Genomic DNA, 12,782 nt, shown 5'->3' with positions numbered 1-12,782 from the left:
CGTGATCGACCGCGCACCGCTGCTGTTGCTGCCGGGCCTGCTGTGCACGGCCCGGTTGTGGCAGGCGCAGATCGACGCGCTCGGCGATGTCGCCGAGTCGCACGTCGCCGACCTCACCCGGGATGACAGCGTCGGCGCAATGGCCGAGCGCGCACTCGCCGATGCGCCCCAGCGCTTTGCCCTCGCCGCGCTGTCGATGGGCGGCTACGTCGCCTTTGAAATCCTGCGCCGCGCGCCCGAACGCGTCACGCGTCTGGCGTTGATCGCGACCAGCGCGCGTCCCGATTCCCCGGAACGCGCCGCGCAACGTCGCCGCGGCATCGACGCGATCGGCCGCGGCCGCTTCGTCGGCGTGACCCGCCAGTTGTTGCCGAGCCTCGTGCATCCGGCGCACGTGGACGGTCCGATCGGCGAGATCGTGCAGTCGATGGCGGCTGACGTCGGTGCGGACGGGTATCTACGACAGCAGGCGGCGATTCTCGGTCGTCCGGATTCGGAACCCGTGCTCGCATCCATCGACGTGCCGACGTTGATCGTCGTCGGTGCGGAGGATCGGCTGACGCCGCCCGTGGAGGCGGAAGCGATGCATGCGGGAATTGCGGGGTCGACCTTGCGTCGGCTCGACGTGTGCGGACATCTGCCGCCGCTCGAGCGGGCAGATGACACCGCGGCGTTGATGCGGGCGTGGTTGGCCGCGGCTTGAGTCCGCTCACAAGTATCCGCGAAGCACCTCCCGGTTCGCGCGCACCATTCGCTTCGCGCTTCGGCGTCTGACGCACGTCTCAATGCTTTGATCGCAGCAGTGAGTACCCACGGGCGCGTGTCAGTGCTGACGCAGGCCAGCGGAGCGCGCCTGGCGATGGGCGTCAGCAGAACGCGCGTCGGCCGCTCGCGTCATCTCGCACGCACTGGTTCGTCGCACGGGTCCCAGACGCGCGCGATGCGCCCCGGTTCAAGGCGCGCATCGACGCATCCGCGAGGTCAGTTCGCGGTCGGCGAGAACCCGATCGTGCGCCGCGTCGTCACTGGCGCCGGCACCGGCTCGAACCGCCAGCGACGCACCGCTGCCAATGCCTCGCGATCGAAGGTGCGCGGCGGATCGGCACGCACCACGCGTGCGTTGCTGACCGAGCCGTCGACGCCAACCGTGAACTCGACCATGACTTCGCCACTCGTACCAGCGCGCAGGGCGTCGGCGGGATAGCGCGGTGCGGGCGTGCTCAGCGGGCGCAGTTGCGCGGGCGCGGCGGTCGGTGCGGGTGCAGCAGGCGCGGGCGCGGGCGCGGGCGCCGCCTGCGGCGCGGGCTCCGGTCGAGCCTGTGCCGGACGCGCAGCCTCTTCACGCGCAGCGGCCTGACGCGCGGCTTCTTCGCGCGCGGCCTGTTCGCCGGCGGTCTGCTGCTGCGCCAGTTGCTGCGCGGCGGCGGCCTGCTGCTGTTGCTGCTGCGCCACACGTTCGCGTTCCACGGTCTGCGCGCGCTGGGCTTCCTGTTCGGCGGTCAGCTTCTGCTGCTCGACGCGCGCCGCGGCCTGTTCTTCGGCAGTGGCGATGCTCGCGCGCAGGCGCTCGAGCGCGGGATGCGTGCTGTCGGCGCGTTCGATCAGGCCGAGCAGGCGACGCGCTTCGGCGTAGTCGCCGCGGTCACGGCTCTGTTCGGTGGCGATCACGCTCATCGGCAACAGATCGATCAGCGCGCTGGATGCAGCGGCATCACCGGCCTGCTTTTCGCGCAGCGCGAGGTAGTACTCCATCGCGTTCTCGCCAGCCGGGGCGTACAGCCGGCTTTCCTGATACGCGACAGCGCCTGCACTGCGCAGCTCGTCCGCGGAAAGTCCTGCGATCGCATCGTCGGCGGCCTGCTGACGCGCGGCAGCCTGCTGGCTGGCCTGCGCAGTGACCGCGCCGGGCGCAGCAGCGACGGGCGCCGGCGCATCGTCGCTACGGCCGCACGCGGCAAGTACACAGGCGAGCCCCACGGCGGCGGCCAGCCGCGCGCGGGACGCGCGACGGGTCGTCGGAATCTTCGAGACCATCATCTTTCCCCAAGGATGCATGTCCGCAAGAGTGCGTAGAACGCGTTAACCGAGACGATTTGTCAATCCTTCTGCGCATCCCGGCGTTGCAGGCTGTCGACGCGATCACGAATTTTGGCGGCCCGATCACCGTCGATTGCGCCTGTTCGGCGCTGCGGCTGCCGGCTATTTGCCGATGCAGAAACTCGAGAAAATGTGCCCGAGCAGATCGTCGGGCAGGATCCGCCCGGTAATCGCGCCGATCGCTTCGTGGGCGACGCGCAAGGACTCTGCGGCGAGTTCGAGATGCTGCACCGCCAGCGTGCCGCGCGCGTCCTCGACCGCGTCGGCGGCGTCGCGCAATGCATCGACATGCCGCTGCCGCGCAGTGAACGCACCTTCGCCCGCCAGTGTGTCGCCGCCGAGCCGTGACCGGAGCGCATCGCGCACGGTGTCGAGACCTGCGCCCGTACGCGCGGACACCAGCAAGGCATCGTGCGCGGCGACTGCGTCGGTCGCGAGTAGGTCCATCTTGTTGTGCACGACGATGCGATCGGCGACGCCGGCAATCGCATCCGCCACCGCGGCCCAACCTGCATCCGGCGCTCGACCATCGAGCACCACCAGCGCGAGATCGGCGCGCTGCAGTTCGGCGCGCGCGCGGCGCATGCCTTCGCGCTCGATCGCGTCGCCCTCGCTGCGCAAGCCCGCGGTATCGACCAGGGTCAGTTCGACGCCGCCGATGCGCAGCGTCTCGTGCAGCAGGTCGCGCGTGGTGCCGGCGATATCGGTGACGATGGCGCGGTCCACGCCGGCCAGCGCATTGAGCAGCGAACTCTTGCCGGCATTCGGTGGGCCGACGATCACCGCATGCAGCCCGTCGCGCAGACGCCGGCCCTGCTCGGTCTCGGCCAGCAGTTGCGACAGCGACGCGGCGAGCGCGTCGATGCGGCGTGCGACCTCGTCACCGCCGAGCGTGTCGATCGGCTCGTCGGAGAAATCGATCATCGCTTCGACGTAGACGCGCAGATGCAGCAGCTCGGCGGCGAGTGCGTCGCAGCGATCGGAGAACACGCCGTCAAGTGCGCGACGGGCAGCGCGGGCAGCGCGTTCGTCGCCGGCGGCTATCAGATCGGCGACGGCCTCGGCCTGCGCGAGGTCGAGCCGGCCATTGAGGAATGCGCGTTCGCTGAACTCACCGGGCCGCGCGAGTCGCGCGCCGAGGCCGCGACAGCGCGCCAGCAGCTGCTGCAGCACGACCGGACTGCCGTGCGCCTGCAGTTCGACGACATCTTCGCCGGTGTAGCTGGCCGGGCCGGAGAACGCGAGCGCGAGGCCGTCGTCGAGCACGGCGCCATCGGCATCGCGGAATCGCACGTGGTGCGCATGCCGCGCGCGCAACGCCCGTCCGCACACCGCGCGCGCGATCGACAGCGAGGCCGGTCCCGACAGCCGCACGATGCCGACGCCGCCGGCGCCGGGCGCAGTGGCGATCGCGGCGATGGTCTCGGTGGATATCGTCATGTCGTGTGTCCTCAACGCACGAGCCCGCCATGCGGCGGGCTCGTGGAGAATGCGTCAGCGCAGCCGTCAGGCCTTCGCCGGCGCCTCGCTGTAGCGGCGGATCATCCACCACTGCTGCAGCAGGCCGAGGCCGCCGTTGGTGACCCAGTAGAGCACCAGACCGGACGGGAAGAAGATCATGATCGCGCCGAACACCAGCGGCATGAACTGCATGATTTTCGCCTGCATCGGGTCCATGCCGACCATCGGCGTGAGCTTCTGCGTCGCCCACATGATCGCGATGTTGAGCACCGGCAGGATGAAATACGGATCGCGTGCAGTCAGATCCTGGATCCACAGCATCCACGGCGTGTGGCGCAGTTCCACCGACTCGAGCAGCACCCAGTACAGGGCGAAGAACACCGGCATCTGCAGCAGCACCGGCAGACAGCCGCCGATCGGGTTGATCTTCTCTTTCTTGTAGAGCTCCATCATTGCCTGCTGGAACTTCTGCTTGTCGTCGCCGTAACGCTCCTTGAGCTGGGCGATACGCGGCTGGAACTTGCGCATCTTCGCCATCGACTTGTACTGCGCAACCGACAGCGGATACAGCGCCAGCTTCACCAGCAGCACCAGACCGATGATCGACCAGCCCCAGTTGCCGATCAGGCCGTGCAGCTTGGCAAGCACCCAGAACAGGCCTTCGCCGAGCATCGCGAAGATCGAGAAGCGGCTGTAGTCGACCACGCGGTCGAGCCCGCGCACGCCCTGCGCCTGGATCAGATCGACCTGCTTGGGACCGACCCACAGACGCGCGGTCGTCGAAGCCTGCTGACCGGCCGGCACCGCGATCGGCGCGCCGAACTCGCGGATCAGGTAACGCGGCGCGCCGGTGCTGCGGTCGATCTGCATCGAGATCGTGCCGGTGTCATCCGGCCGCGGGATCCACGCGCTGAAGAAGTGGTGCTGGACCATCGCGATCCAGATGTTGCTGTCCTTGGCGTTGAGCGGGCCGTCGCTTTCGAAGTCACCGAGCTGGCGGCGGCTGTAGCCGATGTCGTTGCCGAACCAGGTGGCGCCAACGAGGCTGTAGGACTCGGGATTGGTCATGCCGCGCTTGACCGCAGGTGCGGTCCGGATCAACTGGCGGTACGGAAAGCCCTGCCACGCGGCCGTGCCGGTGTTGATGATCTCGTCGCGGACTTCGATGGCGTAGTCGCCGCGGGTCAACACGAAGCTGCGGCGGATCGTCACGCCGTCAGCGCCGGTCCACACGAACGGCACGATGACGGTGTTCTCGCCCTGCGCAAGCGTCGCCGCCGTGGCGGTGCCTTCAGGCACAAACTGGCCCTCATGGCTCGGCGCAGCATTGCTGTTGCTGACCCAGCCGGTCTGCGCGGCGTAGTAATGCAGCGGATCGGTGTCGAACATTCGCACCGGCGGCGCGCCGTCTTCGCGGGTCTGCGGATACGCCAGCAGGTCGGCTTCGATGATGTTGCCGGCATCGAGCACCACTCGCAGCACGTCGCTCTGGGCGACGACCTGGCGCGCGGTGGATGCTGCGCTGGCGGCGACCGGCGCAGCGCCCGGCGCCGGCGGCACCGGCGCGGCGTCGGTGGGCGCGGTCGGGACAGCGGCCGTGCCGGCGACGGCACCCGGCACAGTGACCGACGGCGACGCCTGGGCAGCGCTGGTCTGCGGCTGGGCGGCGGCGGTCTTTTCCTTGCCCCACTCCATCCACAACAACACGGCCACCATCAGCCAGGCTAGGACGAGGAAAGTACGGATCTGGTTCATCAGGCAGGCAGGCTCATGCGCCGGAAGACATCGGCGTGGATGGAATCGGGGAGGCGGGCATTGTGCCGGCCGCAGATGACGGCGGCAACGCGCGGGCACGCCGCAAGACATTGAGGAAGGCGGCGCGCAACGCGGAATTGTCCGCGTGGGCCGCGGCCGGACGGGCCACGACGACATAACTGCCCGGGGCCAGCTGCGGCTGCATCAACCGGAAGGCATCGCGCAGTACGCGCTTGATCCGGTTGCGACCGACGGCGCGCTTGTCGACCTTGCGCGAGACCGCGAGACCCAGACGCGCGGGACCTTCTTCGGACAACAGATGCACGGCCAGCATCGGCGACGCGGTCCGCGTCGCACTGGCGAAAATTCGATCGAAATCCGCACGCGCGCGCACACGCACGTGCCGCGGATAGCGGACACCGGCGGTCATGGAAGCTGCGCTGCAGAACGGGTCGGGAGTGCGGAGACGCGACTCACCAACCCGGAGGGCTTCAGGCCGAGAGGACCTTGCGGCCCTTCGCGCGGCGACGCGCGAGGATCTTGCGGCCGTCGGCCGTCGCCATGCGGGCACGGAAACCGTGGTCGCGCTTGCGCTTGAGGTTGCTGGGCTGATAGGTGCGCTTGGTAGCCATGGTCGAGCCCTTCGGGCAACGTGACGAATAGAACCGGAAATTCTAGCGGCCCACCCCGGGACAGGTCAAGCCGAGGGCGCATCGTCGCTGCGCAGGCCGCTCGGGACCGGGCCGCGGGTGGCGACATGATAGTCTGCGTGCCCTTCCCCGGCGACCTTGCCGCGCACCTGCGTGGCGGCGCCCGCTTTTGTCGAATTCCGCCGCATGATGGATGCCTGGCCCCGCTGCCTTCAACGCCTCGAAGCCGAGTTTCCGGCCGAGGATGTCCACACCTGGCTCAAGCCGTTGCAGGCCCACGCCGACGATCGCTCGACCGTGCTCTACGCGCCCAATGCCTTCGTCCGCGACGAAGTGCAGGCGCGGTACATGCCGCGTATCCGCGAGCTGCTGGCGCATTTCGCCGGTGTCGAGGATGTGAGCCTGCAGGTCGGGTCGCTGCCGCGCGCGGCGCCGCCGCCGGCTGCCACGGGTGTCGCGGGTAGCGATGCGCGGGCACAGCCCGCCGCGCCGATCGAAGCCTTCGCCGGCAACATGGACAGTCACTACACCTTCGACAACTTCGTCGAGGGCCGCAGCAACCAGATGGGCCGCGCCGCCGCGTGGCAGGCCGCGCTCAAGCCGGGCGACCGCGCCCATAACCCGCTGCTGCTCTACGGCGGCACAGGACTGGGCAAGACCCATCTGATGTTCGCCGCCGGCAATGCCATGCGCCAGGCCAATCCGCGTGCGCGCGTGCTGTACCTGCGTTCGGAGGAGTTCTACAGCGCGTTCTTCCGCTCGATCCAGGAAAAGACCTCGGACCAGTTCAAGCGCCAGTTTCGCCAGATCGACGCGCTGCTGATCGACGACATTCAGTTCTTCGCCGGCAAGGACCGCACCCAGGAAGAGTTCTTCCACACCTTCAATACGCTGTTCGACAGCAAGCAGCAGATCATCATGACCTGCGACCGCTACCCGCGTGAGGTGGATGGCCTGGAGCCGCGGCTGAAGTCGCGCCTGGCCTGGGGCCTGTCGGTGGCGATCGATCCGCCGGATTTCGAGACACGCGCGGCGATCGTGCTGGCCAAGGCCGCAGAACGCGGGACCCAAGTGCCCGACGACGTGGCGTTTTTGCTGGCCAAGAAAATGCATTCGAACGTGCGCGACCTCGAAGGCGCGCTCAACACGCTGGCTGCGCGTGCGAACTTCATGGGTCGGGCGATCACCGTCGAGTTCGCCCAGGAGACGCTGCGAGACCTGCTGCGCGCCCAGCAGCAGGCGGTGAGCATGTCCAACATCCAGAAGGTCGTGGCCGATTACTACGGCCTGCAGATCAAGGACCTGCTCTCCAAGCGCCGTACACGCTCACTGGCGCGTCCACGTCAGGTCGCGATGGCACTGTCCAAGGAACTCACCGAGCACAGCCTGCCGGAGATCGGCGAGGCCTTTGCCGGCCGCGACCACACCACTGTGCTGCACGCCTGCCGGCAGATCCGCACACTGATCGAAAGCGACGGCAAACTGCGCGAGGATTGGGACAAGCTGCTCCGTAAACTCAGCGAGTAAGCTGTGCGTCACCGGGCCCTGTACAACACGGGGACCGGAGGTGGAGAGCCTGTGGACAACTTTGGGGGTCGAAAGTTGTCCACAGCTTGATCCACCCCTCCACACCGTACTGTCCACCGGGTTTGGAGGTCCTGAAAAGCTAATTGATTCAGTGGTTTGCAGTAGATACCAACCGATTTCAGCTGCACCAAGCACCACCATTTTTAGATTTATATCCTTTTTATAAAAGCACGGGACAAGGGGATAACACCGACATGCGTTTCAGTCTCCAACGCGAAACACTGCTCAAGCCGCTGGCCCAGGTCGTCAACGTCGTCGAGCGTCGTCAGACCCTGCCCGTGCTGGCCAACCTGCTGGTTCAGGTCCAGGACGGTCAGCTGTCGTTGACCGGTACCGACCTCGAAGTCGAGATGGTGTCGCGGCGGGCGGTCGAGGATTCTCAGGACGGCGAGACCACGATTCCGGCGCGCAAGCTGTTCGACATCGTTCGCGCACTGCCCGATGGCAGCAAGATCGTAATCTCACAGACCGGCGAGAAAATCACCGTGCAGGCCGGGCGCAGCCGCTTCACGCTGTCGAGCTTGCCGGCCGGCGATTTCCCCTCCGTGGACGAGGTCGAAGCCACTGACCGGATCGCGGTGCCGGAAGCGGCGCTCAAGGAACTCATCGAGCGCACTGCGTTTGCGATGGCGCAGCAGGACGTCCGGTACTACCTCAACGGCCTGCTGTTCGATCTCGGCGATACCCGCCTGCGCTGCGTGGCGACCGACGGGCACCGCCTCGCGCTGTGCGAGACGACGCTCGAGACGCCGGTTCAGACCAAGCGGCAGATCATCCTGCCGCGCAAGGGCGTGACCGAGCTTCAGCGCCTGCTCGAAGGCGGCGACAAAACGCTGGAGCTAGAACTCGGCCGCAATCACCTGCGGGTCAAGCGCGACGATGTGACCTTCACCAGCAAGCTGATCGACGGCCGCTTCCCCGATTACGAGGCCGTAATTCCGATCGGCGCCGACCGTGAGGTCACGATTGACCGCGAACTGCTGCGTGCCGCGCTGCAGCGCGTGGCGATCCTGTCGAACGAGAAGTACCGCGGTGTGCGGCTGGAAGTCTCGCCGGGCACCGTGCGCATCAACGCGCACAACCCCGAGCAGGAAGAGGCGCACGAGGAAGTCGAGGCCGACACCAAGGTCGATGATCTCGCGGTGGGCTTCAACGTGAACTATCTGCTGGACGCGCTGACGGCATTGCGCGGCGAACAGGTGATCCTGAAGCTGCGCGATGCGAACTCGTCCGCGCTGGTGCGCGAGGCGACCGACGAGCGCAGCCGTCACGTGGTGATGCCGCTGCGTCTCTGACGATCGGTAGACTGGGCGCCCGTCGCCCACACATGTTTCACGTGGAACACGACGCCCGGCTTGCCGGGCGTCTTCCGTTCCAGCCCGACGAGTGCGCCCGCCGTGGCAGGCGCAGAAAACGCCATTCCCAGGACTTCCGTGCAGATCACCCGCTTCGACCTCCACCAAGTGCGCAACTTGCAGCCGGCATCGCTGCGCCCCGGTCCGGGCCTGAATCTGCTGCTGGGCGACAACGGGGCCGGGAAGACCAGCGTGCTCGAAGGGCTGCATCTGATGGCCTACGGACGCAGCTTCCGGGGCCGGGTGCGCGACGGGCTGGTGCAACGCGGCTGCGAGGCGGTCGAGCTCTACGCCGAATGGCGCGAGGATCCCGCGCATCCGGAGCGCATCCGTCGCGCCGGCCTGCGCCACACTGGACAGGACTGGAGCGGCCGCCTCGACGGCGAGGATGTCGCCCAGCTCGGCGATCTCTGCGCCGCGCTGATGGTCGTGACCTTCGAGCCCGGAAGCCACGCGCTGATCTCCGGCAGTAGCGAAGTGCGCCGACGGTTTCTCGATTGGGGACTGTTCCACGTGGAACAGGACTTTCTCCAACAATGGCGCCGCTACGCCCGCGCGCTGCGACAGCGCAACGCCCTGCTCAAATCAGGCGCCGGCGGCTCGCAGCTGGATGCGTGGGACCACGAACTTGCCGATGCGGCGACTCCGCTCGACACCCGACGTGAGGCCTATCTCCAACGGCTGCAGGGCGCACTGCAGACGGTTGCGCATCAGGTCGCGCCCGCACTGGGTGCTCCGGAGCTGGTGTTTCTGCCGGGTTGGCGCCGGCACGAGCTGTCGCTCGCAGATGCACTGGTGGTGGCGCGTGACCGGGATCGCGCTGCGGGCCATACCAGCGTCGGGCCGCACCGTGCCGACTGGCGGATCCGCTTCGATGGCAGACCCGAGCAGTCACTGCTCTCGCGTGGCCAGGCGAAACAGTCCGCCCTGTGCTGTCTCCTCGCCCAGGCGCGGGACTGCGCCGATCGCTTCGAAGGGCGCTGGCCTGTGATCGCGCTGGACGATCTGGCGTCCGAACTTGATCGGCATCATCAGCGACAGGTGTTGACGTATCTGCGGGACGCGGGCGCGCAGGTGTTGATCACCGGTACCGAGCGCCCGGACCACTGGCCGGACGCAGTGCTCGATGAAGTGACGACGTTCCACGTGGAACATGGCGTCGTCCGGCAGGCCTGAGAGTTCAATCCAGCATCTAGCGTGTGGCGTCGTGTTCCACGTGAAACATCACCGAAGCAGGTTTGAAGACGCTTCTGCCGCATTGGTGTTCCACGTGGAACACCGGTCGGGGTACCGGGCCCGAACTGCTATAATTCCGCCCTTGCGGCCCATTCCTGCCGTGTGCGACCGGTGCTCCGGACGCCGCGCACGGACGCCGCGCTCCCGGCCAGACAGCGAACCGAATGAGCGACGAGACGATCTCCAGCGGCGATACCGCCAACTCCGATTACGATTCCAGCCGAATCACCGTCCTGCGTGGCCTCGAGGCCGTGCGCAAGCGTCCCGGCATGTACATCGGCGACGTGCATGACGGCACAGGCCTGCACCACATGGTGTTCGAGGTCGTCGACAACTCGATCGACGAAGCCCTGGCCGGCCATGCCGACGATATCGTGGTGACCATTCACGAAGACGGCTCGGTCTCGGTGTCGGACAACGGCCGCGGTATTCCGGTCGACATCCACAAGGAAGAAGGCATCTCGGCGGCCGAGGTCATCATGACCCAGCTGCATGCCGGCGGTAAGTTCGACGACAACAGCTACAAGGTTTCGGGCGGCCTGCACGGCGTCGGTGTTTCGGTGGTCAACGCGCTCAGCGAGAAGCTCACCCTCGACATCTGGCGCGACGGCTTCCACCACCATCAGGAATACGCGATGGGTGAGGCGGTGTCGCCGGTCGAACGCGGCGAGCCGTCCACCAAACGCGGCACGCTGCTGCGCTTCTGGCCGGCCGTGGCGACGTTCTCCGACGTCACCTTCCACTACGACATCCTGGCCCGCCGCCTGCGCGAGCTGTCGTTCCTGAATTCCGGCGTCAAGATCAACCTCGTCGACCTGCGCGGCGACGGCCGTCGCGACCTGTTCGAGTACGAAGGCGGCATCCGCTCGTTCGTTGAACACCTGGCGCAGCTCAAGACGCCGCTGCACCCGAACGTGATTTCGGTGACCGGCGAGCAGAACGGCATCACGGTCGACGTCGCGCTGCAGTGGACCGACGCCTACCAGGAAACGATGTTCTGCTTCACCAACAACATCCCGCAGAAGGACGGCGGCACGCACCTGATCGGCTTCCGCGCCGCGCTGACGCGCACGCTGACCAACTACATCGAACGCAACGGCATCGCCAAGCAGGCCAAGGTGGCACTGTCGGGCGACGACATGCGCGAAGGCATGATCGCGGTGCTGTCGGTCAAGGTGCCGGACCCGAGCTTCTCCTCGCAGACCAAGGAAAAGCTGGTGTCCTCCGAGGTCCGTCCGGTGGTCGAGAGCGCCTTCGGCCAGCGGCTGCAGGAATTCCTCGACGAGAACCCGGCCGAAGCGCGCGCGATCGCCGGCAAGATCGTCGACGCCGCGCGCGCTCGCGAGGCCGCCCGCAAGGCCCGCGATCTGACGCGTCGCAAGGGTGCGCTCGACATTGCCGGCCTGCCGGGCAAGCTGGCCGATTGCCAGGAAAAGGATCCGGCGCTGTCGGAACTCTTCATCGTCGAGGGTGACTCTGCAGGCGGCTCCGCCAAGCAGGGCCGCAACCGCAAGAACCAGGCGGTGCTTCCCCTTCGCGGCAAGATCCTCAACGTCGAACGCGCGCGCTTCGACCGCATGCTCGCCAGTGCCGAGGTCGGCACGCTGATCACTGCGCTTGGCACCGGCATCGGCAAGGACGAGTACAACCCGGACAAGCTGCGCTACCACCGCATCATCATCATGACCGACGCCGACGTGGACGGATCGCACATCCGCACGCTGCTGCTGACGTTCTTCTACCGGCAGATGCCGGAGCTGATCGAGCGCGGCTACGTCTACATCGGCCTGCCGCCGCTGTACAAGATCAAGCAGGGCAAGAACGAGCTCTACCTCAAGGACGACGCCGCGCTCGACGTCTACCTCGCTGGCAACGCTGTCGAAGGTGCAGCGCTGACGCCGGCCGCGGGTGAACCCGCGATCGAGGGCGCCGCGCTGGAGAAGCTGCTGCTGACCTTCGCCGCCGCCAAGGAGACGATCGCCCGCAATGCGCATCGCTACGATCCGGCCGTCATGGAGCTGCTGCTCGATGTCGCGCCGATCGCGTCCGGCACCGATGCCGAGATCGACACCGCGTTGCGTGCGCTCGAGGCACGGCTGAACCAGAAGGGTCTGGGGCGTCCGCGCTTCAAGTTCGCGATCCAGCCGGCGACAGAAGCGCGCGGCGCCGTGCTGACCATCGATCGCCAGCACATGGGTCTTGATATCACCCAGCTGGTGCCGCTGGCCACGCTGGAGAGCGGCGAGCTGCGCACGATCGGCGAAGCGGCGCGCGAGCTGCATGGCCTGATCCGTGAGGGCGCACAGATCGTCCGCGGCAACCGCGCGCAGCCGGTGAAGTCCTTCGCCGACGTGCAGGCCTGGTTGCTCGAGGAGGCCAAGCGGGGCCGCCAGATCCAGCGCTTCAAGGGTCTGGGCGAAATGAACCCCGAGCAGCTCTGGGACACCACGGTGAATCCGGAAACCCGCCGCCTGCTGCAGGTGCGGATCGAAGACGCCGTCGCCGCGGACGAAATCTTCAGCACGCTGATGGGCGATGTCGTCGAGCCACGCCGCGCATTCATCGACGACAATGCGCTCAAGGTCGCCAATCTCGACGTTTGATCCGTCGGATTGCGATACGCCGTGCGCCCCCGTATGGG

The 12,782-nt window shown here is 67.2% G+C and carries 10 protein-coding genes; 5 read left to right on the top strand and 5 right to left on the bottom strand.

Annotated features, from left to right (window positions below; genetic code table 11):
* The first annotated feature begins 1 nt into the window (after nt 1).
* Nucleotides 2-703 (top strand): alpha/beta fold hydrolase, encoded by a 702-nt coding sequence (locus tag ACZ9YD_RS08515; RefSeq protein ID WP_465074740.1) that lies wholly within the window; start codon nt 2-4, stop codon nt 701-703.
* Nucleotides 704-981: 278 nt separating this feature from the next.
* On the opposite strand, the gene ACZ9YD_RS08510 is transcribed toward ACZ9YD_RS08515, so the two are convergent.
* From ACZ9YD_RS08510 to rpmH, 5 genes are all read right to left on the bottom strand, one after another.
* Nucleotides 982-2,034: an energy transducer TonB gene (locus tag ACZ9YD_RS08510; RefSeq protein WP_465074739.1), complete on the bottom strand. Its 1,053-nt coding sequence runs from the start codon at nt 2,032-2,034 to the stop codon at nt 982-984.
* Nucleotides 2,035-2,199: 165 nt separating this feature from the next.
* Nucleotides 2,200-3,537: a tRNA uridine-5-carboxymethylaminomethyl(34) synthesis GTPase MnmE gene (gene mnmE, locus ACZ9YD_RS08505; RefSeq protein ID WP_465074738.1), complete on the bottom strand. Its 1,338-nt coding sequence runs from the start codon at nt 3,535-3,537 to the stop codon at nt 2,200-2,202.
* 66 nt (nt 3,538-3,603) lie between these two features.
* Entirely contained in the window at nt 3,604-5,313 is a 1,710-nt protein-coding gene (gene yidC / locus ACZ9YD_RS08500) for a membrane protein insertase YidC (RefSeq protein WP_465074737.1), read from the bottom strand.
* A gap of 13 nt (nt 5,314-5,326) precedes the next feature.
* Nucleotides 5,327-5,743: a ribonuclease P protein component gene (rnpA, locus tag ACZ9YD_RS08495; RefSeq protein ID WP_465074736.1), complete on the bottom strand. Its 417-nt coding sequence runs from the start codon at nt 5,741-5,743 to the stop codon at nt 5,327-5,329.
* 61 nt (nt 5,744-5,804) lie between these two features.
* A complete protein-coding gene (rpmH, locus tag ACZ9YD_RS08490) occupies nt 5,805-5,945 on the bottom strand; it encodes a 50S ribosomal protein L34 (RefSeq protein ID WP_047138036.1) in 141 nt (46 codons plus the stop codon).
* A gap of 207 nt (nt 5,946-6,152) precedes the next feature.
* Here rpmH and dnaA point away from each other — a divergent pair, with 207 nt between their 5' ends.
* From dnaA to gyrB, 4 genes are all read left to right on the top strand, one after another.
* Complete coding sequence (dnaA, locus tag ACZ9YD_RS08485) at nt 6,153-7,490, top strand: chromosomal replication initiator protein DnaA (RefSeq protein ID WP_465074735.1); 1,338 nt, start codon at nt 6,153-6,155, stop codon at nt 7,488-7,490.
* 254 nt (nt 7,491-7,744) lie between these two features.
* Complete coding sequence (gene dnaN / locus ACZ9YD_RS08480) at nt 7,745-8,845, top strand: DNA polymerase III subunit beta (protein ID WP_465074734.1); 1,101 nt, start codon at nt 7,745-7,747, stop codon at nt 8,843-8,845.
* Between the two features lie 138 nt (nt 8,846-8,983).
* Nucleotides 8,984-10,081: a DNA replication/repair protein RecF gene (recF, locus tag ACZ9YD_RS08475; protein WP_465074733.1), complete on the top strand. Its 1,098-nt coding sequence runs from the start codon at nt 8,984-8,986 to the stop codon at nt 10,079-10,081.
* A gap of 224 nt (nt 10,082-10,305) precedes the next feature.
* Nucleotides 10,306-12,744: a DNA topoisomerase (ATP-hydrolyzing) subunit B gene (gyrB, locus tag ACZ9YD_RS08470; RefSeq protein WP_465074731.1), complete on the top strand. Its 2,439-nt coding sequence runs from the start codon at nt 10,306-10,308 to the stop codon at nt 12,742-12,744.
* Nucleotides 12,745-12,782: the final 38 nt, after the last annotated feature.

The sequence above is a fragment of the Luteimonas sp. AC640a genome (genome assembly GCF_979256585.1).
This window is presented reverse-complemented; position numbering and strand designations above follow the sequence as displayed.